Origin of the sequence: Synechococcus sp. MU1611, from assembly GCF_020514255.1 — a bacterium.
GTDB lineage: Bacteria > Cyanobacteriota > Cyanobacteriia > PCC-6307 > Cyanobiaceae > Parasynechococcus.
On sequence record NZ_VTLC01000001.1, the window covers coordinates 193,911 to 220,006 of the forward strand.

Sequence of the window (26,096 nt, forward strand, 5' to 3'; positions counted from 1 at the left end):
CACGACTACGATCCGCGCGACTGTCGTGGCGGCCATGCGTTTCAGCACCCTGATCAAGGTTCTGCAGACCGGTGATGCAGGCTTGCGCTGGAGCCAGCACGGATTGGATCCATGGCTGGAGGGTGCCGCTTCGCTCGACCAGGCCTCGTCCTCGCAACTCAGCTTCCTGGAGAAGGGCAACGCCTTAACTGCTGCGCTTGGCGCCAGTGGAGCGGGCGCTCTCTTGCTGCCCGACCAACAGGACCTGATTGATCTTGCTTCCGAGCATGGCATTGCCTTTGCCGTCTTCGCTGACCCCCGTCTGGCCTTTGCTGAAGCCCTCGACCAGTTGCATCCCCGTCGCCGGCCGTTGGCGGAGATTCATCCCTCGGCGGTCATTGATGAACGGGCGGTGGTGGGGCCAGGTAGTGCTGTAGGGCCGCGGGTCTGCATCGGCGAGGGGAGTCGTGTCGGCTCCGATTGCATCCTTCATCCCGGGGTTGTGATTTACGACGATGTGGTGGTGGGTGATGGCTGTGAGCTGCATGCCAATGCGGTGCTGCACCCTGGAAGCCGTCTTGGAAAGCGATGCGTGGTGAATTCCAACGCCGTTGTCGGGTCCGAGGGCTTCGGCTTCGTGCCGACGGCGAAGGGATGGCGAAAAATGCCGCAGACCGGTCAAGTGGTTCTCGAGGATGGCGTTGAGGTGGGTTGTGGAAGCACCATCGACCGTCCATCGGTGGGGGAGACCCGGATTGGTGCCGGCACCAAGATTGACAACCTCGTCCAGATCGGCCACGGCGTAACGACAGGCCCTGGCTGTGCCTTCGCCTCCCAGGTTGGAATTGCTGGAGGAGCCCGGATCGGTCAGGGGGTGATCCTGGCGGGCCAGGTGGGTGTCGCCAATCGAGCCGTGGTGGGCGACCGTGCCATTGCCAGCTCCAAGAGCGGCATCCACGGTGAGGTGGCGCCCGGTGAGGTGGTGAGCGGTTACCCCGCGATTCCGAATCGTCTCTGGTTGCGTTGCTCTGCCGCCTTCAGCAAGTTGCCGGAGATGGCGAAGACCTTGCGCGAGCTCAAACGCGACTCCCCTCAGTAACCTCAGCGGTCGACCTGCCGCACCGCACCGTCATGGCTCAGCACCGCGTTGTTCTTCTGCCAGGTGATGGGATCGGCCCGGAGATCACCGCTGTCGCCCGACAGCTGCTGGAAGTCGTCAGTGAGCGCCATGGCTTTGCGCTGAGCTTCGAGGAACAGCCCATCGGCGGCAGCGCCATTGATGCCACCGGTGAGCCACTTCCCGCCAGCACCCTGGACGCCTGCCGGTCAGCGGATGCTGTCTTGCTGGCAGCCATCGGCAGCCCTCGTTTCGACAGTCTTCCCCGCGAAAAGCGTCCGGAAACCGGTCTGCTCGGTTTGCGATCCGGCATGGAGCTGTTCGCCAATCTTCGCCCGGTCAAAATTGTTCCGGCCCTCATTGATGCCAGCAGCCTCAAGCGGGAGGTGATTGAGGGTGTGGATCTGATGGTGGTGCGTGAACTCACTGGTGGGATTTACTTCGGTCAGCCCAAGGGACGCATCGAGACCGAGGGAGAGGAGCGTGGCTTCAACACCATGACCTATTCCGCCTCGGAAGTGGATCGGATCGCAAAGGTGGCCTTTGAGATCGCCCAGGAGCGGCGTGGACGGCTGTGCTCGGTGGACAAGGCGAACGTTCTCGACGTGAGCCAGCTCTGGCGTGATCGTGTGGATGCCCTGGCGCCCGCTTACGCCAGTGTTGATGTGAGCCACATGTACGTGGACAACGCAGCGATGCAGTTAGTGCGTGATCCACGTCAGTTCGATGTGCTGCTCACGGGAAACCTCTTCGGCGACATTCTCAGCGACGAGGCGGCGATGCTCACCGGCTCGATCGGGATGCTGCCTTCGGCCTCCCTCGGCAGCGCAGGGCCTGGTCTGTTTGAGCCTGTGCACGGTTCGGCCCCGGATATCGCTGGTCAGGACAAGGCCAATCCGATGGCCATGGTGCTCTCGGCGGCGATGATGCTGCGCACTGGTTTGAAGCAGAGTGCTGCTGCCGATGATCTCGAAGCCGCTGTTGATGCCGTTCTGGCCGGCGGATTTCGTACCGGTGATTTGATGGCAGAAGGCTGCACACAACTGGGTTGTCGCGCAATGGGTGAGGAATTGCTCAAAGCTCTTTGAACTTCGAATTGGTGTAATTGGGCCCTGATCTGGCAAGATCGCCGGGCCTCTAGTCCCCGCGTCGATGTCGAAGCGTCATCCGGTTGTCGCTGTTACTGGTTCTTCCGGAGCTGGAACCAGCACCGTCAAGCGCGCCTTCGAGCACATCTTTGCGAGGGAGGGCATTACCCCTGCAGTGGTGGAAGGCGACAGCTACCACCGCTACGAGCGGATGCCCATGAAAAAGGCCATGGCGGATGCCCTGGCCAAGGGTGAAAACTTCTCTCATTTCGGCCCTGAGGCCAACTTGTTCGACAAGCTTGAGGAGCTATTCCGCACCTATGGCGAGACCGGTGCCGGACAGAAGCGCTACTACCTCCACAGCCCCGAAGAAGCTGCCGAACACAACGCCCGTCTCGGCGTCAACCTCGAGCCGGGTCAGTTCACGCCTTGGGAAGACATCCCCTCAGGCACTGATGTGTTGTTCTACGAAGGCCTTCACGGTGGCGTGAAGGGAGAGGGATACGACGTGTCGGCCCTGGCTGACCTGCTGGTGGGCGTGGTGCCGATCACTAACCTCGAGTGGATTCAGAAGATCCATCGTGACAATGCTGAGCGCGGCTATTCCGCTGAAGCGATCGTTGACACGATCCTGCGCCGGATGCCGGATTACATCAACCACATCTGCCCCCAGTTCAGTCAGACCGACATCAACTTCCAGAGGGTTCCCACGGTTGACACCTCCAACCCCTTCATCTGCCGGAATATCCCGACGCCTGATGAAAGCTTCGTGATCATTCACTTCCGCAAGGGTGCTCGCGAGAAGTGGGGAATCGACTTTGGCTATCTGCTGAGCATGATCCACGATTCCTTCATGTCCAGCCCCACCAGCATCGTGGTGAACGGCGGCAAGATGGGCTTTGCAATGGAACTGATTCTCACTCCGATCATTCACCGCATGATCGAGGAGAAGAAGAAGGTCAGCTGATCACTTCTCGATACAACATTCATCTCTACAATGAGCCCATCTGAGTGATCAGGTGGGCTCTATTTCTTTGTCAACGCCCTCCTTCGAAATTCGTGGAGCTTCGGGTGTGCCGTCGGCTCCACGCTGGGATCGCATTGACAGCCGTTCGCTGATTGCCCAAGCCCGTCGGGTCTACTTCGCTTATCTCTCCAACACGCCTGCCGGGCATGAGCCTCTTGGGGTTGTTGTTGATTCGCAGCAGCCCGACGGTCGAGTGGTCTTCGAGACGCCCGTCCTGCTGCCGGATGAAGAGTTCATCGCGATCGATCTGATCCGTGGCCGCACGAGCCGTGGCCGGACCCGATGGAAGGGTTGATCTTGCTTTGGATCGTTTTGCTTGGCACCTGCGTCGGCAGCTTCACCAACGTGGTGGTGTGGCGCTTGCCCCGTCAGGAATCGGTGGTGTTTCCCGGCAGCCATTGCCCCAAATGTGGCCATTCCATCCGCTGGTATGACAATCTCCCGGTTCTCGGTTGGCTTTTGCTGAGAGGTCGCTGTCGCGACTGTCATGCCCGGATTAGCTGGCGCTATCCAGCGGTGGAGGCCCTGAGTGCCGGCTTATGGATGACAGCTGTATTGGTGTGGCCTGGTGCTGGTGCCGGGCTCCCCGATCTCTGGCTCCCCTGGGCTGGTCTTCCTCTGATCGCTCTGCTGCTGCCTCTGGTGTTGATCGATCTTGACCACCTTTGGTTGCCGGAGCCCCTGTGTCGCTGGGGTGTGGTGCTGGGGTTGTTCGTCAGCAGCGTTGGTGGGGTCTCCGTTCTTGCAACCCATCTGATCGCAGCTGTACTGGCTTTGCTGCTGTTGGAAGGTCTCAGTGCCCTAGCCGAACGGCTTTTGGGTCAACCTGCGCTGGGCCTGGGTGATGCCAAGTTGGCTGCGCTGGGTGGGGCATGGCTGGGACTTGGGGGTATCGCAGCCGCGATGGCCATTGCGATTGCGTCGGGTGCCGCTGTTGGCGGTGCAGCTCGTTTGAGTGGGCATCTTGGCCCTAGGGAACCCTTCCCCTTCGGTCCGTTTATTGCTCTCGGCATCTGGTTGGTCTGGTTGACGGGTCCGCTGTGGTGGTGGAGCGAATGGGTGATGCTGCTGGGTGGCTGAACCGATCTGGGCTCAAGCTCCTGCGCTACTTCCCTGGGAATCAAAGGCTCGGCCTGCTTTCACATTGGCCAGCAGCGTCCCATCGAGGAATTGTTGATCCAGAAGAATCAGCGCTGCGCTGTTCGAATCGGCCAGGCGCAACCGTTTGATCACAAAACGAGCTTCTGATTCTTCCTGTAGTTGTTCTTCGATAAACCAATCCAGCATGGCTGTCGCGGTGCGATCTCCTTGCTTCTCTGAGAGGTTGTAGATGTCGTTGATCGAGCGTGTGACGTCTTTCTCCATGCTGTAAACCATGTCGAAGAGTGCTTCGACGGAATCCCAATCCCGTTGCGGTGACTCAATCGTTGGCAATTGAACCTCGCAATCACTGTCCACCAGATACGAGATCAGCTTGGAGGCATGTCCACGCTCTTCAACGCTTTTGTTCAGCATGTAGCTGGAAAAACCGATCAGATCTTTTTCCCGCAGCCAGATCGACATAGCCAGGTAAGTGTGGCTGGCTTGGAATTCAAGGGATAAGTGGGTATTGATGGCAGCTGTGTGGGAGCTCATGCCTGACGTTGCTCAATCTCGTTATCGGCAGGCTAAAGACAGCATCTGTCGGGTTCAAAAACGAAAAAACATTGCCCCAGAACATGGATCACGTTCTGGGGCAGCAGAGGGTGGTTCGCTCTGCTGTGAGCCATCTGGAAGGTCTTCCCCCGGGCAGCTTTTAATGGAGAGAGCTGACAGCCCTGTGTGTCTCTGTTCGATTGGTTTGCTGATCGCCGCAAGGGTCAGTTCGTTGCCAACGTCAAGCAGGAACCCGATGAAGGCGATGGTCTGTGGAGCAAATGTCCTGAGTGCGGTCAGGTCGTTTATCTCAAAGACCTGAAGCTGAATGCAAGTGTTTGCGCTAACTGCGGCTACCACCACCGGATCGACAGTGCTGAACGCATTGCCCTGATTGCCGATCCCGACAGCTTCCAGGTGCTGAATGCTGATTTGGCACCGGTGGATCCACTGGGATTCAAAGACCGGCGTGCCTATGCCGACCGACTGCGGGAAAGTCAGGCCTCGACTGGGCTGCGGGATGGCGTGGTGACGGGGCTGTGCCGGGTTGAAGGCATCCCCATGGGGTTGGCGGCGATGGATTTTCGCTTCATGGGTGGGTCGATGGGATCCGTGGTCGGGGAAAAAATCACCCGTCTGATCGAGGAGTCCACAGCCCGAAAGCTGCCGCTTCTGATCGTCTGTGCGTCCGGCGGTGCCCGGATGCAGGAGGGGATGCTCAGCCTGATGCAGATGGCGAAGATCTCCGGAGCACTGGAACGCCACCGCGAAGCCGAGCTGCTCTACATGCCCTTGCTCACCCACCCCACCACCGGGGGGGTGACGGCCAGTTTCGCCATGTTGGGAGACTTGATCCTTGCGGAGCCGAAAGCGCTGATTGGCTTTGCTGGGCGTCGCGTGATTGAGCAGACCCTGCGCGAGAAGTTACCGGACAATTTTCAGACGGCTGAATATCTGCAGGAGCACGGGTTCGTGGACACGATCGTTCCACGCACCCAGCTGCGCTCCACCCTGGCCAATCTGCTGCGCTTGCATGGCTGCAAACCGATGGAGCTCACCAGCGCATGATCAGGTTCGGACTTGCCCTGATTCTGGGTTTGATCTGCTGGGCAGCACCCGTCTTGGCCGCTCCTGTCGAATGGATCGAGGTTCCTTCCACCGACGCTGGCCAGCAGTGGTGGGATCGCGGCAGTGTCCGGATCGATCGGGATGGCTTCCGAACGGTGCTGAGCCGCTTCACACCAGCGGCAACTGACGATGGCAACCAGCCTGCTGGGGAGCTTTATGTGATGCAACTGGACTGTGCGCAAGGTCTCTTTCGCGACAAGCAGGTGAATGGTTTGCCGCGGTTTCGTGCCCAATGGCAGCCTGCCGGGGACGACGGGTTGATCACCTCTGTGATTGAGGCTGTCTGCACCGAACCCCTCTCCAGCTGAGATGCCTCCACAACCCATTGGTGTTGCTATTGCCGGTCTCGGCTTTGGTGAGAAGGTGCACCTACCGGCGCTTGCCGCAGCTCCCGATCTGAAGGCGGTCGCCCTCTGGCACCCACGTCAGGAGCGGCTGGATGACGCCACGGCCGTGCATGGGCTGAAGGGATACAGCGACTGGGACGCTCTGCTTGCGGATCCTGCAGTCGAAGGAGTTGTGATAGCCACACCGCCTGCACCGCGCTTCGAGTTGGCTCGTCGAGCCCTTGAGGCCGGTAAGCATCTTCTGTTGGAGAAGCCCATCGCCTTGCATGCCGATCAAGCCCGGGAGCTTCAGCGGCTCGCGATGGCAGGGGCTCTATCGGTTGGTGTTGATTACGAATATCGAGCCGTCCCCTTGTTCATGCAGGCGGAGCGTCTGCTTCGGGCCGGTGCTGTTGGTACTCCCTGGCTGGTGAAACTCGACTGGTTGATGGGCAGCCGTTCCGATCCCCGGCGCAGCTGGAATTGGTATTCCCAGGCCGATCAAGGCGGCGGTGTGATTGGCGCTTTGGGAACCCATGCCTTCGACATGCTCGCCTGGTTGGTTGGTCCCCTGGGGTCTGTTCAAGCTTTGAACAGCGTGTCGATTGCTCAGAGACCTCATCCCAATGGGGGCTTGGCCTCTGTTGATGCACCGGATGTGTCATTGATTCAGGCCAATCTGCAATGGCAAGGCCGACCGGACGTGCCGGTGCCAGCCCAGGTCAGCTTGAGTTCGGTGTCCCGCTGCGGACGTGGGTACTGCCTCGACATCACTGGATCAGACGGGTCCCTGGTGCTCAGCAGCAGCAATCAGAAAGACTATGTGCACGGATTCGAACTTCATCACGCACCGTTGGGTGAGGGCCTAAAAGAGGTGCCTCTAGATGCGGACCTCGCGTTTAAACAAACCTGGAGTGATGGTCGGATTGCGCCCGTTGCCAGAGTGTTGGGTTGGTGGGCTGACAGCATTCGCAGCGGCAATCCGATGATTCCCGGCTTGGCTGAAGGAGTGGTGAGCCGCGACGTATGCGATCGGGTTGAAGCATCGCTATCTCACACTTGATCGCTTCAAATGATGCAATCTCTTGGCCTGATTTATAGGCCTGCACTTAACTCACGTGTGTTTTTTCATCAGTTCAGATTGAAAAACTGATGTTGCTTGAACCGACTCGACGGTTCTAGTGGATTACACCTTGGAACTGATGGCTACAGCGCCACCCCTTGCCGCTCCTGGGAAGGAGATCTTGGCTGTTGATGAATCCAACCAAGACGCTTGGTATGCGTCTCGCTCCCATCGGGGAGGGCTTGGACAGCCAGCAACCCGCTTGATTTCAATCCTGTATCAACGGAGACGCCTTGGCGTGTCTTTGAAAATGTCTCGCATTTTTTCAATCGCTTTAATAAGTACATAGCTCTTTGATCAATGCTTAGAAAAGTAACTTGCATTGCCGCCCTTCTCCTGATGGCGGCATGCTCCTCTGGATCGGTCGGCGAGGATTCATCCAAGGAACAACCTGATGTGAAAACCGGTGAGGTTGAAGCCTATGAACAAAATGACACCACCCTCTCTGGAGAACAGAACAACAAAGATTTCGTCAACAAAGTTGAGGGCAAAGATCTCGCCAGTGCTCTCAGAGATGGCGGTTATGTCATCTACATCCGTCATGCCAAAACCACAAAGGACTGGGGCGATCAGGTCAGCCCTGAGCTGAATCTTTTGGATTGCACCACTCAGAGACGCTTGAGTGATGAAGGCAAAGCTGATGCTAAAAGAATTGGTGAAGGCATCAAGGCTGTAGGTATTCCAGTAGGAGATGTCATCTCAAGTGATTACTGCCGTGCGTACAACACAGCTGAGTTGGCTTTCGGCACCTACACCAAGAACTCAAATCTGAATTTCTTGCCTTGTGTTGAGTGCACTCCTGAGGATTACAAAGAGTATGCGAAGCGCGTTGCTCCCTTGGTGTCCGCGAAGCCTGAAGCCGGGGAAAATACATTCCTCGTTGGACATGATGACCCTTTCCAGGGTGTGACGATGCCGATCGTTCCAACCAATGGAATTTATCCCGCACCCATGGGCGTCGCATACGTTGCAAAGCCTCTCGGTGATGGCAGCTTCGAATTAGTTGCCAAAATTCTGCCCAATCAGTGGCAGGCCCTCTCTCAGCTGTGAATCGGTCTGCTCAAGATTGAGGCTTGGTTCGAAAAAAAAGGCTGGCTCTTTTCAGAGTCAGCCTTTTTTTTTGAAGAGGAGTATTGAACGAGGATCGATCCAAAAGGGTGAGGCGTCCAGCAACAGTGCGCATCTGAAGCCTGAAATCACACCATCCATGGGCACAACCCATGCGCACAACTGGTCCAATCTCGCACGCCCTCAAAAACCAAAAAATACAAATAGCTCGTAGCAAATATTACTCAAATGCGTAATCAGAGAGGCCAGGTTGTCCTTCGAGGCCCCGAGACTCCCTCAATTCCGATAAGTCAAATGGCACTGTCTGATTATTCCTCCGAACTGATTGCAACCGCACAATCCCTCGCCTCACCTGGCAAAGGAATTCTTGCTGTTGATGAGTCCACCAAGACCATCGGCAAGCGTCTTGGCTCCATCGGAGTGGAGAACACCGAAGCCAATCGACAGGCCTATCGGGGGATGCTCTTCACCACAGCGGGGCTCGGAGATTTCATCAGCGGAGCCATTCTTTACGAAGAGACCCTCTTCCAAAACCATGCTGACGGCGAGTCCATGGTGAACAAGCTGGGCAAGCTCGGAATTATTCCCGGCATCAAAGTCGATATGGGCCTGAGGCCTCTGGGTGGTGCCAACGCCGTCGAGACGCTCTGCACTGGTCTTGATGGGTTGGTCGAGCGTGCTGCTGACTATTACGCCCAGGGCGCTCGCTTCGCCAAGTGGCGTGCTGTGCTGCAAATCACGGCAGATGGCTGCCCTTCAGCCCTCTCTGTTCGCGAAAATGCTTGGGGTTTGGCCCGCTATGCCCGCTCGGTTCAGGAATCCGGCCTTGTTCCCATCGTGGAGCCTGAAATCCTGATGGATGGCAACCACAGCATCGAAACCACCGCTCGAATTCAGGAACACGTCATTCAGGAGGTGTATCACGCTTGCTACGCCAACGGTGTCTTGCTTGAAGGAACCCTGCTGAAGCCCTCGATGACGGTTCAGGGCGCGGACTGCCCAGACAAGGCAGACCCTGCAAAAGTCGCAGCCATGACAGTGCGAACCCTCGAGCGCAGTGTCCCTGCCAGTGTGCCCGGCATTGTGTTCCTGTCCGGAGGCTTGAGTGAGGAAGCTGCTTCGGTGTACTTGAACCACATGAACAGCATTGAGCGCAAGGCCAAGTGGAACCTCGGCTTCTCCTATGGCCGTGCCCTGCAGCACTCTTGCCTCAAAGGTTGGGCTGGTACTAACACCGAAGCTGGCCAGAAAGCACTGTCTGCAAGGGCCCAAGCCAACTCTGAAGCCTCACTCGGCAAATACGTGGCTGGCTCTCAGCCTTCGTCGGATGAACAGTTGTTTGTCGCCGGTTACACCTACTGATACTGAATCGAATTTCACCAAGCCCTGTCGTTTGTTTGGATGGGCTTGGTGACAATTTGAACACAAATAGGTAAAGTCGTCGCCCGGCGGAGTCTTTCCGTCAAGGTTCCGTATCAGATTTTTCCTATGGCGCTCGTTCCGCTTCGGCTTTTGCTCGACCATGCCGCCGAAAACGGCTATGGCATCCCTGCGTTCAACGTGAACAATCTCGAGCAGGTCCAGGCCATCATGGAAGCGGCTGACGAGACCGACAGCCCCGTGATCCTCCAGGCGTCCCGCGGTGCCCGCAGCTACGCCGGCGAAATTTTCCTTCGTCACCTGATCCTGGCCGCGACCGAGACCTATCCCCACATCCCTGTGGTGATGCACCAGGACCACGGCAACGCTCCTGACACCTGCTATTCCGCTGCCATCAACGGTTTCACCTCCGTGATGATGGACGGATCCCTGGAAGCCGACGCCAAGACTCCCGCCAGCTACGACTACAACGTCAACGTCACCAAGCAGGTTGTTGACTTCGCCCACTCCGTCGGTGTGAGCGTTGAGGGTGAGCTGGGTTGTCTGGGATCCCTGGAAACAGGTAAGGGTGAAGCCGAAGACGGCCACGGTTTCGAGGGAGAGCTGTCCAAAGACATGCTGCTCACCGATCCTGCTGAGGCAGCTGACTTCGTCGCTAAGACCAAGTGTGATGCTCTGGCTATCGCTATCGGTACCAGCCACGGCGCTTACAAGTTCACCCGCAAGCCCACGGGCGAAGTGCTGGCCATCAGCCGCATCGCTGAGATCCACAAAGCCATCCCCAACACCCACCTGGTGATGCATGGCTCCTCCTCCGTTCCCCAGGAATGGCTGGAGATGATCAACAAGCACGGTGGTTCCATCCCCGAGACCTACGGCGTTCCCGTCGAAGAGATCCAGGAGGGCATCCGCAATGGTGTGCGCAAGGTGAACATCGACACCGACAACCGTCTGGCCTTCACCGCCGCTGTGCGTGAGGCAGCCATGGCTGACCCTGCCAACTTCGATCCCCGCCACTTCAACAAGCCGGCGCGGAAGTACATGAAGCAGGTCTGCCTCGACCGCTACCAGCAGTTCTGGGCTGCCGGCAATGCCAGCAAGATCCAGCAGCAGAGCATCACCCACTTCGCCGGCCTGTACGCCAAGGGTGCTCTCGATCCCAAGGCTGCTGTCGCCGCCTGATTCAGAGATCAATCTCCAGCAGGGGCCCTTCGGGGCCCCTTTTTTTGTGGATGATTGATGCCAGAGCTCATGAAATCTGGACTTCCAAGTCCAATCGATTGTTGTTCCTACGGTTCTCCGCTTCGATCACAATCTCCTCAGGATCTGCGATCACTGTGATCAGCTGCTTGCCGCTTGGGAGGGATAACGACAAGGTGAATTCCTCATCGTCGCCTGCACTTAACCAGGGAATCCTGATGTAACGACGACTGCTGTAGCGGTCATTAATCACAACGGCCACGCCAACGTCGCTCACGTCCATTTCCCCTGCATTCACAACACGAAAACGAATCATTCCGTTGTCGAAGCTCAAGTCTTCAACGGCCATATCGCTTCCAAGGGCACTGAAAGTCTGGAGTGGATACAGCCAAAGGCGTTCCAATTGTTTGAGTCTGGTTGAAGCATGTTCATGGTGAAGATGTCCTCCATAGGCCAGATCAGTGCTGCATCCATGGAGATGCAAGTGGGCGCCTGGCTGAGGAACGGTGACGCGCCCCAGCTCCGGTTCGGTGTCAAAAAAGCCACAGCAATCCCACTGCATCGCGCGTCCCAGATAGCGGATTGGATCGTTGGTTTTCTCCGTAGGTTGCGGCGCCAGTCGGTAGTGCTGAAGCATGTCGTAGATGCTTTGACCTGCGGTTGATGATCCCGCTTCACTTGCGGCGACTTTCATGTTGCGCCGCTGCTGACCCATGCAGAGCTTGGAGGCCACGGTGATCACGAGTTCATGCCAGTGGGTCAACATCCGCACTCCGTAGATGGGAGCCGACTCAAGGGTTCCGGAGCGTTGTCCCTGGGCGATTGCTTCTGCCACCAGTCTTTGCAGAGGCGCTTCCTCCGTGGGTCCGAGCGATTCAATCGCCACAGGGCGACGCAGGGTGGATGCATCCCTTGTGAAGCACACATATGGGAAGTGACCACTCCCATCGCCAGGAGAGAGTTTGATGATGCTGCCGTCATGGGCCACGCAACGCCAGATGGCTGATGTCGATGCGCTGTCCTGCAGAAAGGTCAGCTCTCCGTTGTCAATGCTGGTCGTGGTCCCAAGCCCAAGCACGTCGCCCTGCAGGGGAATCCGCTCCAGCGGCAAATGTTCGCGGACATCACCCAGGATCAGATCGGACACCGTGTTCGCGATGGTGAGGTCGGCCACGAGGGTCAGCTGCTTTGGTCCATCGCTAGCGGCAAAGCCACCGAAGGACCCGCGTTTTGCCAACAGATCAGGGAATCAGGCTGAGAAGGCCCCGCTGGCCATCCAGTTGTGCTTGTGATCCCAGAGGTAAAGCCTCGTTGGGGCGACCATGGCCCACCGGCAGATTGAGCACTAGGGGAATGCCAAGATCGCCCAGGCGTTCCTCAAGGATCTCCTCCATGGTGAAATCACCGGGGAGGATGTCGTCTTTTGCCCAGCTGAAGCGACCGCAGGCCACCCCCGCCAAGTGCTGCAAAAGGCCAGCGCTGCGCCATTGGGTCAGCATTCGGTCCACCCGGTAGGGCGCTTCTCCAACGTCTTCCAGCACCAAAATGGCCCCCTTCAAAGAGGGAAGCCAGCGCGTTCCGATCAGATGGGTCGCCACGGTCAGATTGGTGACAACCAAAGGGCCGCGAGCGATCCCCCGCCGTCTTGGCTCTCCCTGCAGAGGTTCTACCGGACGTCCACGGAGCAGATCCACCGTCCGTTGCCACTGCGCATCTGTGCCGCCGCTGGATCCATGGATCCCCCCAGGCAGGCCGGCGGCCCATTGGGCCAGCAGCAGGGAGCTGGTGTCAGAGAACCCAAGGCTCCATTTTGGATGTCGTGGAAAGCGGAATCCGGCTTCGAGCACGCGGGCGGCCCCCCAGCCACCTCCGACGGTCAGCACAGCATCAACTGTTGGATCATTCCAGGCAGCCGTCAGATCGCTGCTCCGCTCCCGGTCGGTTCCGGAGAAATAGCGCCACTGACGGTTGACTGCTGCTGGGATCTCCAGATGCCAGCGCTGTTCATCACAGCGCTCGAGCAAGAGTTTCAGATCGGTGTCTGGATCTATCCATGTGCCGGGGTTCACGGCGCGGATGCGTGCTCCAGGTTTCAGCGGTGCCAACCTCCGCTGGGCGCTCATGGCCCGGGGGGAGAGCAGGGCCGTGACGACAGTGGATGCAATGGTGGATGCCCCTGAGATCAGCAGCGTCCGGCGGCTCTGCATCAGCCCAGCAGGGCCTCCAGCATGCGTCGGCCGTCGGTTCCTCCAGTCGCAGGATCACAGGCCCGTTCCGGGTGGGGCATCAAGCCCAAAACGTTGCCGCTGGTGTTGGTGATGCCGGCGATGTCTGCGATTGATCCATTGGGATTGTTGCCGTAGCTGAGGGCAATGGCGTCTTCGTCCTGAAGCTGTTTCAACGTGTCATCACTGCACTGATAACGGCCTTCCCCGTGGGCGATCGGCAAGGTCAGCGTTCCGCCCCCGTCGCTGTACCCCTGCATCCAGGCCGAGCGCTGACTCACAACCTTGAGGGGCGTGTTCTCACAGATGAAGTGCAGATCCCGGTTTCTGGTCAGTGCTCCGGGCAGCAGCCCAAGTTCCGTCAGTACCTGGAATCCGTTGCAGATCCCGAGCACGCGACCGCCCCGGGCTGCAAAGTCAATCAGCGATTGCAGGGCTGGTGCGAAGCGTGCAATGGCACCGCAACGCAGATAGTCGCCGTAACTGAACCCTCCAGGCAGAACGATGGCGTCAAAGCTGCTCAGGTCGGTCTCTTCATGCCAGACCCGGCGTGTGCTCAAGCCCAGGCATCCCTCCGTTGCCCATTGCACGTCCCGATCACAGTTCGAGCCCGGAAAAACGATGACCCCGATGCTCATGAGTGGTTCAGCTCCAGAGTCCAGTCCTCGATCACCGGGTTGGCCAGCAGTCGATCACTGAGCAATTCCAACTTGCGGCGGGCCTCCGCTTCATCGGGGGCCTCTATCTCTATTTCCACGGCTTTTCCGATCCGCAATTTGCTGAGGCCTTCCACCCCAAGACGTTCAGCGGCACCACGCGCGGCTTCTCCGGCTGGATCGAGCACAGAGGGGCGCAGACGCACAAGGACGCGGGCTTGAAAACGCGGCACGATCAGCAACTGGTCTGATCGAATCCTGACAGACACCAAACCCTGAAGAGATCTGGTGCCCCCCACGGGCGTGACAGTCGCCCGTTCGCATGGTGAGGAGGAGTCCTTTCGCCAGCGTGCTGCCCAGCGAGTGTCTGTGTTTCACATCAAGCTCTGGACAGCTGCTTTACTGATAATCGGTAGTTCAGTCGGCGGCACGTCCGTTGCAGCGGCATCGATGCGCTGCCGGATCGGAGAGCAGGCCTGGAGTCCATGCCGCATGGTCGCCGCGACTCCTGGACAGCGCTGGGTGTTGACCTGGGATCAGCAGCGCGTCGAATTCGTCCATGACGGAACTGGTCAGATGATGATGCGGGTTGGTCAGAACCAGGCGTGGCTGCAGGTTCAACCCTCCTGGACGGCGGATCGCAGTCTCTGTTGGGGCGCTGTCTGCGCCCATGGGGCCATCCCTCTGGAATGAAATCGTGGTGATAGACCTGTGGAGAGGGCAGATTCCCGATGGCTGTTTTTTCTCTCCCCTGTTCCAGCTGCGGAACACCTGTTGAGATCCCAGGCCGTTACGGCTTCAAGTTGAAAAATGCAGGCATTTCCAACACGGTCTGCACCAGCTGTCGTCAGGAATCATTTTTGGCGTCGCGGCGCGACAACATCTCCCAGCAGATCACTCTCGGAACAAGTGCGGATCAGCGTCGCTTGATTCCTTTCACGGCTGCTGTGGCTGCGTTGGCCTTGTTGATTGGTGGTGTTGTCTGGCGTTCGGCAGCCCCGACCCATCAAGACGCTTTGCCAGTGAGTGAATCTCCCTCTAAGTAGAGCGTTTGGCTTGGGAAGGCAAATTCAATGCCTGCTCGGGCAAAAGCATCCATGATTGCGAGGTTGATCGCTTGCTGATCATTTAATGCAACGGTGAAATCTCGGGTGTCGATGTAATAAACAAGCTCAAAATTCAGACTTGAATCAGCAAATTCGGTGAAGTGACAGCGATCGAAGGTGCTGTGCTTCTGAGAATCGATGATGGTTTGAATCATGGTTGGGATGGACTTCATCTGATCGACAGTTGTGTCGTAGGTGACGCCAATCGAATAGATCATGCGGCGTTGCGCCATTTCGGCGAAATTAAGGATGGTTGAGCCTGTGAGGGTTGAGTTGCTCATCACCACTTGTTCGCCACGCAGGCTTCGCAGATGGGTGGAGCGAACACCGATTCTTTCCACTGTTGCTGATGTTGAGCCCACCGAGATGAATTGACCAACGGTGAATGGCTTATCCAGAAGAATCATCATGTAGGCAAACAATTCCTGGGCCGGCTCTTTCAAGGCCAAGCCAATGCCGATACCGCCGGCGCTTAACAAGCCCCAGATCACGGTCATCTTGACACCGAGGCTCTGCAGCAGCACCAGGGTGCCGATGCCCCAGATCACTGCTCTTAGTAGTGGGAGAAGACTTTGAAATAAATGCTCAAGATCTTCTGCACCTGAACGTCGGGCGACCCCCGTCAGAAAGCGAGCGCCGACACGGTTGACAAACCTGATCAGAACGATTGTTCCAACAAGTCTTAGTGCTGTGTCGTAGGCACGCTCAACGTTGATGGGCAGCCCAAGTTCTTTTTGCGTGAGGATCAGGACGACGACAATTCCGAACGGAATGATTGAATCCGCAAGGGCATTTAGGACAAAGTCGTCGAAGTTGGTTTTGCTTCTCTTGGTGAAGCGAGGAAAGATTTTCCTGCACAGAAAGGACAGGACCAGGGTGGCAGCGATGCCGATCAGGATTTTTATCAAGAGCTCACCAAGACCCATGCCTTCCGCCGTTGTTAAGGCTGAATTGTGGAGTGCCTGGTGGGAGCTGACAAGAACCTCTTCGCTCAACGGCGGCGAAGCACCAGAGTCAGGTTGTTGGCGGGCATGGGCACCACGTCGTCGATTTTGAAACCAGCGTTTGCGGCAAGAGACGTTACCAAGCTCACCTCTCGCAACCCCCACTGGTTGTTCCGCTCCCTTAGCGATCTGTCGAAGGCGGCATTGCTCGCGCTCGTGTGGGCGCCATTGCGCATGAAGGGGCCATAGATGATCAGTGGGGCCCCGCTGGGCAGCAGCACGGCAGATTCTTCGAGCACCGCATTGGTGCAGTTGGCTGGACTGATGTGCAGCAGGTTGATGCAAACCACAGCGCTCAGTGACGCTCCAATGGTTTGGGGGAGGGGCCAGGGTCGTTCCTCAACATCAAGATTGAGGGCTGCTGGCATGACATTGCTCAGGCCTTGGTGGCGGATCCAGGCGTCGATGCTGGCGCGATGGTCTGGATCCGGATCGCTGGCCTGCCAGAGCAGATTCGTGAACCGCTGCTGAAAGCAGACGGCATGTTCTCCACTCCCACTGGCCAGCTCCAGCACAGCTCCTGCAGCGGGCAGCAGCTGGCTCAGCAGATCCCCGATGGGCCTGCGATTGCGTTCCGTTGCCGGAAAAAAAAGCCGTTGGTCCATCGTTATTCCTGACAGGGGACAGCGTCTTGGCTGCAGTGGAGGCGCAGATCGGCTAGCCAGGCCTCCAGCGCTGCGAGGGCATTCGGTTGCAGCCGGTAGTAAATCCAGCGACCGCTTTGCCGATCGCTCAGTAGCCCTGCTTCGCGAAGCACCCTGAGGTGAAAGGAGAGTTTGGACTGGGGGAGGTTGAGATCCCCCGTTAAATCACAGACGCATCGTTCCCCCAGCGCCAGTGCATGAATCACCTTGAGGCGGATGGGGTCGGCCAGTGCTTTGAGCATCTGCCTCGACTGCTCGACATTGAGGGTGTTCTGCATCACAGGAGCAGCATCCACCGATCTGTTTGGATCAACATAATTTGATTGATCAGTGGGGTTGCTATGCGCATCGGTATCAACGGGTTTGGACGGATTGGTCGTCTGGTGTTTCGGGCTCTCTGGGGTCGGCCTGGCATTGAACTGGTGCATGTCAATGATCCCGCTGGTGACGCTGCAACGGCGGCTCACCTGCTGGAGTTCGATTCCGTCCATGGTCGTTGGGATCGGGGGATCGCCAGCAGTGCCGATGGTTTCACTGTGGAGGGATCCGAGCTCACCTGGTCCAGCGAAAAAGATCCCACGGCTGTGCCCTGGATCGATCGGGGTGTGGAGATGGTGCTGGAGGCCAGCGGAAAGATCAAGACGCCGGAGACCCTCAACCCCTACTTCGAGCAGGTGGGCCTGAAGCGTGTGGTGGTGGCCTGTCCGGTGAAGGGTGTTGTTGCCGGTGAGGAGGCGCTCAACATTGTTTATGGCATTAATCATCAGCTGTATGAGCCAGCGCGGCACAAATTGGTGACGGCGGCCTCCTGCACCACCAACTGCCTGGCGCCGGTGGTGAAGGTGGTGCACGAAAACTTTGGGATCGAGCACGGACTGATCACCACCATTCATGACATCACCAACACCCAGGTGCCGATCGACTCCTTCAAAAGTGATCTGCGCCGGGCACGTTCCGGACTGACCTCACTGATCCCCACCACCACCGGGTCGGCCAAGGCGATCGCCATGATCTTCCCCGAGCTCATGGGCAAGCTCAATGGCCATGCCGTGCGCGTTCCCCTGCTGAATGGTTCCCTCACTGACGCGGTGTTCGAGCTCAAGCAGAACGTCACGGTGGAGCAGGTGAATGCTGCTTTCAAAGCTGCAGCCGATGGTCCGCTGCAGGGAATCCTCGGCTACGAGGAACGCCCGTTGGTGTCTTGCGACTACACCAACGACAACCGCAGCTCGATCGTCGATGCCCTCTCGACGATGGTGGTGGATGACAACCAGCTGAAAGTGTTCGCCTGGTACGACAACGAATGGGGCTACAGCTGCCGCATGGCCGACCTCACCTGTCATGTGGTGGAACGCGAGTCATGAAGCTCTCGCCGCTGCAGCAATACGGCATCGTCACCGCCAACTATTGGGCCTTCACGCTCACCGACGGTGCCCTGCGGATGTTGGTGGTGTTCCATTTCCACCAGCTCGGCTACACCACCCTCGAGATCGCCGCTCTGTTCCTCTTTTATGAATTCTTTGGGGTGGTCACCAACCTGTACGGCGGTTGGATTGGTGCCCGCTATGGGCTTCGGCTAACCCTCTGGATGGGCACGCTGCTCCAGATCCTTGCACTGCTGATGTTGATTCCCGTCACAGCTGGGTGGCCGAAGCTGTTGAGCGTGGTTTACGTGATGGTGGCTCAGGCGATCAGTGGCATCGCCAAAGATCTCAACAAGATGAGCGCCAAAAGTGCCATCAAGACGGTGGTGCCCGAAACCCCAGAGGATGAACAGCAGGGGCAACAAAAGCTGTTCAAATGGGTGGCGATCCTGACGGGATCGAAGAATGCTCTCAAGGGTGTGGGCTTTTTTCTGGGTGGGGTGTTGCTCACCGCTTTTGGCTTCAACGCCGCCGTGGGCTGGATGGCCGCGGGCCTTGCCCTCGCCTTCCTGCTGACCCTGGTGCTGCCGGGGGAGATCGGAAAGATGAAGTCAAAACCAGCGTTTGCAGCCCTGTTCTCCAAATCCCAGGGCATCAATGTGCTGTCTTTGGCGCGCTTCTTTCTGTTCGGTGCCCGTGATGTCTGGTTCGTGGTGGCCTTACCGGTGTTTCTGGAGGCTTCCTTGGGGTGGAGCTTCTGGGAGATCGGTGGCTTTCTTGGCCTTTGGGTGATCGGTTACGGCATCGTCCAGGGAACAGCTCCTGGTCTACGAAAACTCTGGGGTCAGACCGCTCCGCCTGGCGTGTCCGCCGTGCAGTTCTGGAGTGCGCTTTTGACGGCGATCCCGGCTCTGATTGCTGTTGCGCTTTGGCGAGAGGTTGATGTGGCGGTTGCTATCACCGCCGGCCTTGCCGCCTTCGGGGTGGTGTTCGCGATGAATTCGTCCATCCACTCCTACATGGTGCTGGCCTACACCGATGCGGAGAGTGTCAGCCTCAACGTGGGCTTCTATTACATGGCCAATGCTGCTGGGCGCCTGGTGGGAACCATGCTCTCTGGAGCGGTGTTCATGCTCGGGAAAACGGAGGCCGCTGGCATGCAGGCCTGTCTCTGGGCTTCATCACTGTTGGTGTTGTTGTCATGGGTCAGCAGCCTCAGACTGCCGGCTGTGCGAAATGCCCCAGGATGAAGAGGATTGCTGCAGCACTGTTGATGGCTTTGGCTCTGCCGCTTTCGAGTCGCGCAGAGTTGCAGCCGGTTCGGGTGTTGAGCATCAGCAACGCGCAGCAGCTGCTGGTTGAGTTGGATGGTCAGGGGAGAGCGGTTCGGCTGGCTTGTCTCCAGGCTCCGCGAAGGAGTCAGACGCCATGGGCAACGCGTGCATCGGTGGCCATCAGTGCCTTAGTGAAGGTCGGAGACCAAGCTTTGTTTGAGCTCCGCTCACGCGATGTGTACGGACGCCTGGTGGGACGCCTCCTGATCGATGGGGAAGATCTCGGTGCTGCCTTGATTCGTCAAGGTGCGGTTGTTGCCTGGGATGGCTTCCTTGGACGTTGTGATGATCTCGATTATTCCGTTCTTGAAACGGAGGCGGCCTCTGCAGAGCTTGGGGTCTGGTCAGCGCAACCTCCGCTCGAGCGTCCTTGGGATGTGATGGAACGGGAAGGTGGTGGTGAACCCTGAATTTCTGCTGAATATCGCTGCATTGGTAGGGATTCAGACACCCGAATGCCGGGATTTTCTGCTGAATGGAATTATTCGCTTCCGATCTGATGCGCGATGAGCCTGGCAGCCCTGATTGTCGTTTGGTGATCGACGCCAAGCGATCCCTGGAAGATGTGCTGCGTTTAATCGCTGATCTGCCCCACACCGATCACATGCGGCGGCAGCTTCTGTCGGTGTACAACCAGTTGGAGGGCATGCACGACTTAAAACGGAGTGGTGGTGCCAATGTGTCGTTTCGCTCTGCCGATTGGAGTTCGTCGGCGAAGTGATGCTGGTTCGGCCGCTGCTGATCAGACTTTGAGCAACTGATTCCGTTCAGTGGTCTGGGGGGTCGCTTTTTTCTGTGTGCTGGCGATCGGCAGTTGTCATTGGCTGGCCAGTTTGGTCGTCTCGCGTCCAGACCAGCATCAGCAACGCTGGGCGTCGGTTGGAGGTGGGGCTGGCTTGGCCTATGTGTTTCTCCATCTGCTGCCGGAGTTGGCAACGGGGGGATCTGAACTTTCGGACGCTCGGGGTCTCATCGATTACGTGCCGACACCTCTGGTGGAGGCTTTGCTGTTCCTGGTTGCCCTCTTGGGCGTCCTGGTGGTTTTCAGTCTGAACGTGGTGATGAAGCAAAGGCAAGATGCACCTCCTTTTGCGGTGTGGTTGCAGCTCTTCAGCTTTGCGGCGATCAACTATCTCTATGCCTATTCCCTGCCATCACTCATCACAACCGGGATTGGTTACGGCATCTTGTTCACTGTTGCGATCAGCGCCCACGTTCTGTTGACGGACCGCTACGCCGCGGTGCACCATCCTCAGCGATTTCGCCGTCGGAATCGTTGGATTGGAAGCGCCGCCCTTGTTGTGGGGCTTCTGCACGCTTTGGTGTTTCATCCCGTGGATGCGCTCACCCTGGCCATGGCGACGGCATTCTTGGGAGGAGGGCTTTTGATGGCGGTGTTTCGCGATGAATTGCCTGACGCCCGGCAGGCTCGTCTTCCCTGGCTCTTGGTGGGATGCGGCGGCATGGGAGGGCTGCTGCTGCTCCAACTCCTTCGCCATGGCCATTAATGCGCGTCACCGATAAGGTCAGGTGTCGCCTTCGCTTCCCTTAGAGATGTTTGAAAACGACCGCCGTCCCGCTTGGCTGAACTGGGTTTTTCTCGGGATGTTTCTCTGGTCGTCTTGGCAGCTCTTTGGCTTTTGGTCCCAGCGGCTCAGCGGTTGAGCGATTGAAACTTGGATTGATGCGGTGCTCTTAGACAAGGGCGCCGGTCAGACGCAGGGTTCCCCACAGGTCGAAGACACAGAAAATTAGTCCGATCACGATGATGTCCCAGGCCTTATGACGCAGGGCCCAAGGAGCGAGAAACAATTCAGCAATCCCGTGGAGTGCCGTGCCCATCGCGATGTGCTCAAGCACCAGCAGGCCATGGGCCAACAGGAACAACGCACTGGCGATGCATCGCATTAGGACTTGCCAGGAACCGAGCAAAACCCGCAGGACTGGATGGTCCGACACCTTAAAGCGTGCTGACGTCTCGACTCAAGCCCAGTGAGCACTTCGGGTGAAGCCTGCTCATTTGCTATCAGCACTTAATTCTGTGACGTTATTTCTCCTGGGTTGAGGTAAAACTTTTGATCGCTAAATTTCAGCTATCTCTCTTCGAGTTCCTCGATGCGTCTTCAATACTGGATTGGACAGCAACTTAGAAAGCACAAAGAGTTGCTCTATAACCTCGGAGCGATTTCGTCCTATGCATCCATGCTGACATTCTTTTGGCATGGGATCGGCATGATTCTTGCAAAGGAGCATCCAAAACACACATTGGTTGTGTATGCCGGGTTGACGTTGTTTTCGATTTTGGTGATGGCACCCTATAAGTGGGATAAGAAATGGATGCGTATCAAGACATCGGTTGGAATGTTGGTGTTTGGTTTGTCGCTGCTAATCTATTTGTTCTGCTTCATTGTTTATTGACGAGGCTTTAGGTATCAGCATCAGATTGGTGTATCCCGATATGTAGTTCGGTTTTGTTCGATTGCAGTTGCTTTGTCTCAGTGAGATCGGGTTGAGCCCCCATTGGTTTCCCCGGTTGGCTTCCTGGTGGGGGGATACAGGGTTTGCTGAAGCCGCTCAGGTGCACAGAGGCGGTCGACATGCGACGATGCCTATGCACCTTAATGCTGCTTTATAAAAAAGAGTATTGATTTGGTTTAAATATTTTTTAGCTCCGCTTTTGCGCAGGAGAGCCCTTCAGTCTTTGTAGGGATAGTGGTTGGGAACAAAGAACTGTTCGTTGAAGGGAGGTCGCTTATAGCCGCCTTGCTTTGGACGTTTTGGCATCTTGATCGGTTCTGGTGTCATGTCTTCATAGGGCACCTTGCTGAGAATGTGGCTTAGGCAATTCAGGCGAGCACGACGTTTGTCATTGGCTTCCACGGTGAACCAAGGTGCTTCTGGAATATGCGTCTTGGAAAACATGATGTCTTTCGCTTTGGAGTACTCCACCCAGCGATTGCGCGACTCGATGTCCATAGGACTCATTTTCCAGCGCCGCTCTTCGTTATCAATGCGTTCCTGGAAACGCTTCTCCTGCTCATCATCATTGATGGAGAACCAGTATTTCAGCAGCAGAATTCCGTCCTGCACCAGCATTTGCTCAAACCGGGGGCAGGACACATAGAACTGCTCGACCTGTTCGGCGCTTGCAAAACCCATGACCTTTTCCACCCCGGCCCGGTTGTACCAGCTGCGATCGAAGACGACGATTTCTCCAGCACCGGGGAAGTGCTCGACGTAGCGCTGGAAATACCATTGGCTTTTCTGATGCTCTGACGGGGTACCCAGGGCAACCACCCGACAGCCCCTTGGGTTCAATGGTTCCGTCAGACGTTTGATCGATCCTCCCTTGCCTGCGGCATCCCGTCCTTCAAACAGGATGATCATGCGAAAGCCCGTGGCTTTCACCCAGTACTGCATCTTGACCAGTTCCGTCTGGAGTTTGGCCAGCTCCTTTTCGTAGATCTTTTTGCTCAGCCGTTTGTGCTTGTTGGAAAAGCCCTCTTGTAGCTCCACCATGAGTTCCTGAGGATGGTCGATATCGCCATCGCTGTAGTGATCTATGGCCTCGAGTACGCCTGTGAAGTCATGTTCTTTTGACTGGCGCATGCTGGAGGTGGATCTTTCTTCTGTTTTGGCAGGAACGCCGTCAGCGGGCACGATCCGGGCCGATTTTTTACGGAATTACGGTGCTTTTCGTCTCATCCCTGGGGAGGTTGATGATGACGCCAAATCGTCCTGGGTCACCGTTCCCTTGCCGGAAATTGATCTTTCCCTCATGGGTGCGGACCACATGATTCACGATGGCCAGCCCTAGGCCGCAATGGCCTTGACGTCCCCGTGCCGAATCCAGGCGTTGAAAGGGTTGCAGAGCACGTTCCCAATCACTGCTGGGTATCCCCTGGCCCTGGTCCCAGACTTCAATCGCTACCTCTGATCCCGTCTTTCGTAGGCGAACGACAACTGGTGTGGTGCCATAACTGAATGCATTGTCGACCAGGTTGCTCACGGCGCGCCCCAGGGCAATCGGTCGAATTCGCGCGCTGATGGAACTGAGTTGGAGTTGCAGCTGGTTACTGGGCTGTCCAGCAACCGTTTCAGCCAGCCACTGATCCAGCGGACAGACGACATACTCCTCGCGTTCACCGCCTCCGGCGTACAGCAGAAACTGGCCTGTGATCCGCTCGAGTGCATCCAGATCGCTTTGGCAGCGCGTTCGCTCATCTGCGTTCAGCTCCGGCATCGACAGACGGAACTGCAGCCGCGTCAAAGGTGCCCGCAGATCGTGGGCGATGCTCGCCAGCATGGTGACGCGCTCCCTCTGAGCTTCCGCGAGCCGACGCACCATGGCGTTGAAGCGTCGCGAGATTCGCCGAACCTCTGGAGCCCCCTGCTCCGGGACTGGATCGCGGTCGTTGTCCTCCCCCACGCGGGAGACCGCGTCCTCGAGCTTTCGAAGGGGACGGGCGACATCAAGGAGTAGGTAGAGCACCCCAGTGATCACGACAGCACTCACCAGGGCCAGCAACAGGAGCATCGGTTGCGGTGGCCAGGCGCGTGCCATCGGGAGGGGTGTGCGCAGCCAGACCGGTTCCAGCGGAGAAAACAGCTCAATCCAAACCTCGGGCGTTCCAGACCTGTTGGGGGCTGGTCGGAGCTCAGGGCAGTGCGTCAGGCGAGAGCAGAGCACCTGTTGCAGTTCCCGGCGCCGCTGGGCCATCCCCTGCGTCTCTTTGGTTGGTCTCGATGGTTGTTGGCTGACCAGCAGTTCCAGACCGGTGAGCTCGCTGATCAGTGCGGGGGGATAGCGCTCCAGGGTCAATTCGGTGAGGCGCACGTTCAACGCCAGATCTCGACCCAGCTGCAGGGTCTGGATGCGTTCCAGTTGCCGCCCGAACAGCACCTGCAGCACCAGTAGGGCCAGCATCCAACTGGCCAGAAGCGTCGTACCCCAGACACCGACGCGGGCTAGTCCACGTGTTATCCCCCGTTGGCTGGGCATCTCAGCGGGATCTCGGCGTGCCATCCGGGACAAAGACATAGCCATATCCCCAAACCGTCTGCACGTAGCGGGGCCGGCTTGGATCCGGTTCCACCAACTTGCGCACCCGTGACACCTGAACGTCCATGCTGCGGCTATCGGTGTCGCTGCCGGGACCTCGGGCGAGTTCGATCAGGCGCTCCCGGGAGAGGGGCCGATGCGGGTGGCGAACAAAGGCGGCCAGAAGACTGAACTCACCACTGGTGATCACAACCGGTTGATTGTTCTTCAGCAACGTGCGTGAGGAGAGATCCAGCTGGTTGTCTCCAAAACCGACGCACTCACCACCTTCCACCGGTGTTCCTGCAGGCAATGCGTTGCGCCGTCGCAACACGGCTTCGATCCGGGCCGTGAGTTCCCGAGGTAAGAACGGTTTGGCGATGTAATCATCTGCGCCCTGCTCGAGGCCGATGATCCGATCAACACCGTCGGCACGGGCGGTGAGCATCACCACAGGGAGATCATCTCCGGCATCCCGCAGTCTCCGCAGCGCCGTCAGGCCATCATCGCCGGGCAGCATCAGATCAAACACCACCAGGTCTGGGCGTTGGCACTCCAGACGCGCCTCGAATTGCTTTACATCGCAGAGACTGCGCACGTCGTATCCCTGATCCATCAGGTACGTGCCGACCATCTTTCTCAGTTCCGGGTCGTCATCCACCACCCAGATCATGGTGTCCTTGGCCATGTCCATCAGCGGTTGGGCTGATGGTATGCAGTGGCTAAGCCTCTGTCCCTTTCCGGTAGGACCCAGTCACAGCTGATCAGGCGTCGGTCATCCATCAGTCATCGTCAGAGATGCCCAAGCTCCATAGGCTGGCGTCATGAATGCGCTGACCGCCATCCTTGTGCTCGGGCCGTTGGCATTCGTGGTGAGTCCCTTGGCACTGCAGGCTGGCCCGGGCAACAAGACCATGCGTGTTTACAGCGCCAGGATGGAAACATTGTTCATCCGCTTGGACGTCAACAGTGATGGTCGACTGGATGCGTCTGAAGTGCAGGGACGCCGTGGGCTGAGCCGTCGGCTCAAACGCCAGAACAATCGTTCCTATCTTCTGCTGGAGGATCTACGTCTCCAGGATTCATCGCCCAGTGGGCCAAGGCTCAAGCAGCATTTCAGCCAGGCCGACCGCGACCGGAACCGTGGCTTGGATCGACGGGAAGCCAAACGCATCCCTTGGATCAGTCGCAACTTCAACGTTTTGGATCGTGATCGGGACGGAACCGTTACGTTGCAGGAGTTGTGGAATCATCAGCGCTCCTTAGCTCCGCGTCAGCGCCTTCCTTGATTGGGGGGAGACACCACCAGTCGGATGATGCGAATCAACCTCCAGAGAGCACCAAGCAGGAGGACTCCAGCCAGAAGCGCAATAGCAGTGATCAGCACGATGGCGGCAAGCCTGAGCAGGGCCTCCAGCAATTGCTGGACGCCGCCAATCAGATCATCGATGGCTTCACTGACCAGCAGCATGATGTCGACCTGCTGGGGCAACTGCTGCAGCAGCACGACGAGGCCCGCTGCACCAGCCAGCATCAGCACGACGACAGTGAACTGACGCAAGACTGGGCCGTAGGGAAACCGACGCCGGGGCCGAAAGACTCGCCGCTGATCGAGTTTGCTGCTCCGGCGTGCCTTCTTCATGGCCTGGTG

General features: G+C 57.8%; 34 protein-coding genes. 20 read left to right on the top strand and 14 right to left on the bottom strand.

Translation table 11 applies throughout. The features are described from left to right. Positions 1–34 precede the first annotated feature (34 nt). The 5 genes from lpxD (at position 35) to FZZ92_RS01115 (ending at position 4,291) form a co-directional block, all read left to right on the top strand. On the top strand, positions 35–1,078 hold the full coding sequence (lpxD, locus tag FZZ92_RS01095; RefSeq protein ID WP_226407937.1) for a UDP-3-O-(3-hydroxymyristoyl)glucosamine N-acyltransferase: 1,044 nt from the start codon (positions 35–37) through the stop codon (positions 1,076–1,078). Positions 1,079–1,110: 32 nt separating this feature from the next. Further along, on the top strand, positions 1,111–2,184 hold the full coding sequence (leuB, locus tag FZZ92_RS01100) for a 3-isopropylmalate dehydrogenase (protein ID WP_226407935.1): 1,074 nt from the start codon (positions 1,111–1,113) through the stop codon (positions 2,182–2,184). 64 nt (positions 2,185–2,248) lie between these two features. Then, positions 2,249–3,151, top strand: coding sequence for a phosphoribulokinase (locus tag FZZ92_RS01105; protein WP_115025240.1), 903 nt, complete (start codon positions 2,249–2,251; stop codon positions 3,149–3,151). 67 nt (positions 3,152–3,218) lie between these two features. Next, positions 3,219–3,506, top strand: coding sequence for a hypothetical protein (locus FZZ92_RS01110; RefSeq protein ID WP_166017371.1), 288 nt, complete (start codon positions 3,219–3,221; stop codon positions 3,504–3,506). Continuing rightward, entirely contained in the window at positions 3,494–4,291 is a 798-nt protein-coding gene (locus FZZ92_RS01115) for an A24 family peptidase (protein WP_226422369.1), read from the top strand. Before FZZ92_RS01110 ends, FZZ92_RS01115 begins: the two co-directional genes overlap by 13 nt. A gap of 12 nt (positions 4,292–4,303) precedes the next feature. Here the strand turns inward: FZZ92_RS01115 and FZZ92_RS01120 are convergent, their stop codons facing one another. Beyond that, positions 4,304–4,846, bottom strand: a complete 543-nt coding sequence (locus FZZ92_RS01120; protein WP_115025237.1) for a ferritin — start codon at positions 4,844–4,846, stop codon at positions 4,304–4,306. 186 nt (positions 4,847–5,032) lie between these two features. Between FZZ92_RS01120 and accD the strand changes: the two genes are divergently transcribed. From accD to FZZ92_RS01135, 3 genes are read left to right on the top strand one after another with little or no spacing between them, the layout of a single operon-like run. Next, positions 5,033–5,914 (top strand): acetyl-CoA carboxylase, carboxyltransferase subunit beta, encoded by an 882-nt coding sequence (accD, locus tag FZZ92_RS01125; RefSeq protein ID WP_115025236.1) that lies wholly within the window; start codon positions 5,033–5,035, stop codon positions 5,912–5,914. Further along, entirely contained in the window at positions 5,911–6,282 is a 372-nt protein-coding gene (locus FZZ92_RS01130) for a hypothetical protein (protein WP_115025235.1), read from the top strand. The genes accD and FZZ92_RS01130 overlap by 4 nt, the downstream gene beginning before the upstream one ends. Position 6,283: 1 nt before the next feature. After that, positions 6,284–7,363, top strand: coding sequence for a Gfo/Idh/MocA family protein (locus tag FZZ92_RS01135; RefSeq protein WP_226422370.1), 1,080 nt, complete (start codon positions 6,284–6,286; stop codon positions 7,361–7,363). 143 nt (positions 7,364–7,506) lie between these two features. Here FZZ92_RS01135 and FZZ92_RS01140 read toward each other — a convergent pair whose 3' ends face one another. Next, positions 7,507–7,806, bottom strand: coding sequence for a hypothetical protein (locus FZZ92_RS01140; protein WP_226422688.1), 300 nt, complete (start codon positions 7,804–7,806; stop codon positions 7,507–7,509). On the opposite strand from FZZ92_RS01140, the gene FZZ92_RS01145 reads away from it, so the two are divergent. The 3 genes from FZZ92_RS01145 (at position 7,763) to fba (ending at position 11,053) form a co-directional block, all read left to right on the top strand. Continuing rightward, the gene (locus tag FZZ92_RS01145; RefSeq protein WP_226422371.1) at positions 7,763–8,473 is read left to right on the top strand and encodes a histidine phosphatase family protein; all 711 of its coding nucleotides are present in this window, start codon (positions 7,763–7,765) and stop codon (positions 8,471–8,473) included. The two genes, FZZ92_RS01140 and FZZ92_RS01145, sit on opposite strands and share 44 nt — an antisense overlap. Positions 8,474–8,785: 312 nt before the next feature. Then, the gene (locus FZZ92_RS01150; protein WP_115025232.1) at positions 8,786–9,853 is read left to right on the top strand and encodes a class I fructose-bisphosphate aldolase; all 1,068 of its coding nucleotides are present in this window, start codon (positions 8,786–8,788) and stop codon (positions 9,851–9,853) included. A gap of 126 nt (positions 9,854–9,979) precedes the next feature. Next, positions 9,980–11,053 (top strand): class II fructose-bisphosphate aldolase, encoded by a 1,074-nt coding sequence (gene fba / locus FZZ92_RS01155; protein WP_115025231.1) that lies wholly within the window; start codon positions 9,980–9,982, stop codon positions 11,051–11,053. 67 nt (positions 11,054–11,120) lie between these two features. Here the strand turns inward: fba and FZZ92_RS01160 are convergent, their stop codons facing one another. The 4 genes from FZZ92_RS01160 to purS are packed head-to-tail and all read right to left on the bottom strand — an operon-like array spanning position 11,121 to position 14,185. Next, the gene (locus FZZ92_RS01160) at positions 11,121–12,308 is read right to left on the bottom strand and encodes a CARDB domain-containing protein (RefSeq protein WP_226422372.1); all 1,188 of its coding nucleotides are present in this window, start codon (positions 12,306–12,308) and stop codon (positions 11,121–11,123) included. 4 nt (positions 12,309–12,312) lie between these two features. After that, on the bottom strand, positions 12,313–13,278 hold the full coding sequence (locus FZZ92_RS01165) for an LD-carboxypeptidase (RefSeq protein WP_226422373.1): 966 nt from the start codon (positions 13,276–13,278) through the stop codon (positions 12,313–12,315). Then, positions 13,278–13,934 carry a phosphoribosylformylglycinamidine synthase subunit PurQ gene (gene purQ / locus FZZ92_RS01170; protein ID WP_115025229.1) on the bottom strand — a complete coding sequence of 219 codons (657 nt, stop codon included), beginning with the start codon at positions 13,932–13,934 and terminating at the stop codon, positions 13,278–13,280. Before purQ ends, FZZ92_RS01165 begins: the two co-directional genes overlap by 1 nt. Beyond that, the gene (gene purS / locus FZZ92_RS01175) at positions 13,931–14,185 is read right to left on the bottom strand and encodes a phosphoribosylformylglycinamidine synthase subunit PurS (RefSeq protein WP_115025381.1); all 255 of its coding nucleotides are present in this window, start codon (positions 14,183–14,185) and stop codon (positions 13,931–13,933) included. Before purS ends, purQ begins: the two co-directional genes overlap by 4 nt. A gap of 55 nt (positions 14,186–14,240) precedes the next feature. Between purS and FZZ92_RS01180 the strand changes: the two genes are divergently transcribed. Next, positions 14,241–14,645 carry a hypothetical protein gene (locus FZZ92_RS01180; RefSeq protein ID WP_226422374.1) on the top strand — a complete coding sequence of 135 codons (405 nt, stop codon included), beginning with the start codon at positions 14,241–14,243 and terminating at the stop codon, positions 14,643–14,645. Between the two features lie 38 nt (positions 14,646–14,683). After that, a complete protein-coding gene (locus FZZ92_RS01185) occupies positions 14,684–14,998 on the top strand; it encodes a Tat pathway signal protein (protein ID WP_115025228.1) in 315 nt (104 codons plus the stop codon). On the opposite strand, the gene FZZ92_RS01190 is transcribed toward FZZ92_RS01185, so the two are convergent. Genes FZZ92_RS01190 through FZZ92_RS01200 form a run of 3 tightly spaced genes read right to left on the bottom strand, consistent with a single transcriptional unit; the run spans position 14,959 to position 16,984 of the window. Continuing rightward, positions 14,959–16,053 carry a mechanosensitive ion channel family protein gene (locus tag FZZ92_RS01190; protein ID WP_370631218.1) on the bottom strand — a complete coding sequence of 365 codons (1,095 nt, stop codon included), beginning with the start codon at positions 16,051–16,053 and terminating at the stop codon, positions 14,959–14,961. The two genes, FZZ92_RS01185 and FZZ92_RS01190, sit on opposite strands and share 40 nt — an antisense overlap. Then, on the bottom strand, positions 16,050–16,667 hold the full coding sequence (locus FZZ92_RS01195; protein WP_226407905.1) for a DUF938 domain-containing protein: 618 nt from the start codon (positions 16,665–16,667) through the stop codon (positions 16,050–16,052). Before FZZ92_RS01195 ends, FZZ92_RS01190 begins: the two co-directional genes overlap by 4 nt. A 2-nt stretch (positions 16,668–16,669) precedes the next feature. Continuing rightward, complete coding sequence (locus FZZ92_RS01200) at positions 16,670–16,984, bottom strand: helix-turn-helix transcriptional regulator (protein WP_226408280.1); 315 nt, start codon at positions 16,982–16,984, stop codon at positions 16,670–16,672. Between the two features lie 63 nt (positions 16,985–17,047). Here FZZ92_RS01200 and FZZ92_RS01205 point away from each other — a divergent pair, with 63 nt between their 5' ends. The 5 genes from FZZ92_RS01205 to FZZ92_RS01225 all read left to right on the top strand — a co-directional run bounded on the left by FZZ92_RS01205 (position 17,048) and on the right by FZZ92_RS01225 (position 20,912). Then, positions 17,048–18,070: an ArsJ-associated glyceraldehyde-3-phosphate dehydrogenase gene (locus FZZ92_RS01205; protein WP_226422375.1), complete on the top strand. Its 1,023-nt coding sequence runs from the start codon at positions 17,048–17,050 to the stop codon at positions 18,068–18,070. After that, positions 18,067–19,320, top strand: coding sequence for an organoarsenical effux MFS transporter ArsJ (arsJ, locus tag FZZ92_RS01210; RefSeq protein ID WP_115025224.1), 1,254 nt, complete (start codon positions 18,067–18,069; stop codon positions 19,318–19,320). Before FZZ92_RS01205 ends, arsJ begins: the two co-directional genes overlap by 4 nt. Next, positions 19,317–19,814 (top strand): thermonuclease family protein, encoded by a 498-nt coding sequence (locus FZZ92_RS01215; protein ID WP_115025223.1) that lies wholly within the window; start codon positions 19,317–19,319, stop codon positions 19,812–19,814. The genes arsJ and FZZ92_RS01215 overlap by 4 nt, the downstream gene beginning before the upstream one ends. Positions 19,815–19,903: 89 nt before the next feature. Continuing rightward, positions 19,904–20,125 (top strand): hypothetical protein, encoded by a 222-nt coding sequence (locus FZZ92_RS01220; protein ID WP_041435027.1) that lies wholly within the window; start codon positions 19,904–19,906, stop codon positions 20,123–20,125. 49 nt (positions 20,126–20,174) lie between these two features. Beyond that, positions 20,175–20,912, top strand: coding sequence for a hypothetical protein (locus tag FZZ92_RS01225; RefSeq protein ID WP_226422376.1), 738 nt, complete (start codon positions 20,175–20,177; stop codon positions 20,910–20,912). A 187-nt stretch (positions 20,913–21,099) separates the two neighbouring features. Here FZZ92_RS01225 and FZZ92_RS01230 read toward each other — a convergent pair whose 3' ends face one another. After that, entirely contained in the window at positions 21,100–21,312 is a 213-nt protein-coding gene (locus FZZ92_RS01230) for a hypothetical protein (protein WP_170951270.1), read from the bottom strand. 207 nt (positions 21,313–21,519) lie between these two features. Here FZZ92_RS01230 and FZZ92_RS01235 point away from each other — a divergent pair, with 207 nt between their 5' ends. Continuing rightward, complete coding sequence (locus FZZ92_RS01235; protein WP_226422377.1) at positions 21,520–21,822, top strand: hypothetical protein; 303 nt, start codon at positions 21,520–21,522, stop codon at positions 21,820–21,822. Between the two features lie 276 nt (positions 21,823–22,098). On the opposite strand, the gene ppk2 is transcribed toward FZZ92_RS01235, so the two are convergent. From ppk2 to FZZ92_RS01250, 3 genes are all read right to left on the bottom strand, one after another. Continuing rightward, positions 22,099–23,013, bottom strand: a complete 915-nt coding sequence (gene ppk2, locus FZZ92_RS01240) for a polyphosphate kinase 2 (RefSeq protein WP_115025377.1) — start codon at positions 23,011–23,013, stop codon at positions 22,099–22,101. Positions 23,014–23,080: 67 nt separating this feature from the next. Beyond that, on the bottom strand, positions 23,081–24,406 hold the full coding sequence (locus FZZ92_RS01245) for an ATP-binding protein (protein WP_226422378.1): 1,326 nt from the start codon (positions 24,404–24,406) through the stop codon (positions 23,081–23,083). 1 nt (position 24,407) lies between these two features. Further along, positions 24,408–25,133, bottom strand: a complete 726-nt coding sequence (locus tag FZZ92_RS01250; protein ID WP_170952223.1) for a response regulator — start codon at positions 25,131–25,133, stop codon at positions 24,408–24,410. A 136-nt stretch (positions 25,134–25,269) separates the two neighbouring features. Between FZZ92_RS01250 and FZZ92_RS01255 the strand changes: the two genes are divergently transcribed. Beyond that, complete coding sequence (locus FZZ92_RS01255; protein ID WP_226422379.1) at positions 25,270–25,734, top strand: EF-hand domain-containing protein; 465 nt, start codon at positions 25,270–25,272, stop codon at positions 25,732–25,734. Here FZZ92_RS01255 and FZZ92_RS01260 read toward each other — a convergent pair. Then, positions 25,719–26,087 (bottom strand): hypothetical protein, encoded by a 369-nt coding sequence (locus FZZ92_RS01260; RefSeq protein WP_115025220.1) that lies wholly within the window; start codon positions 26,085–26,087, stop codon positions 25,719–25,721. The genes FZZ92_RS01255 and FZZ92_RS01260 overlap by 16 nt on opposite strands. Positions 26,088–26,096 lie beyond the last annotated feature (9 nt).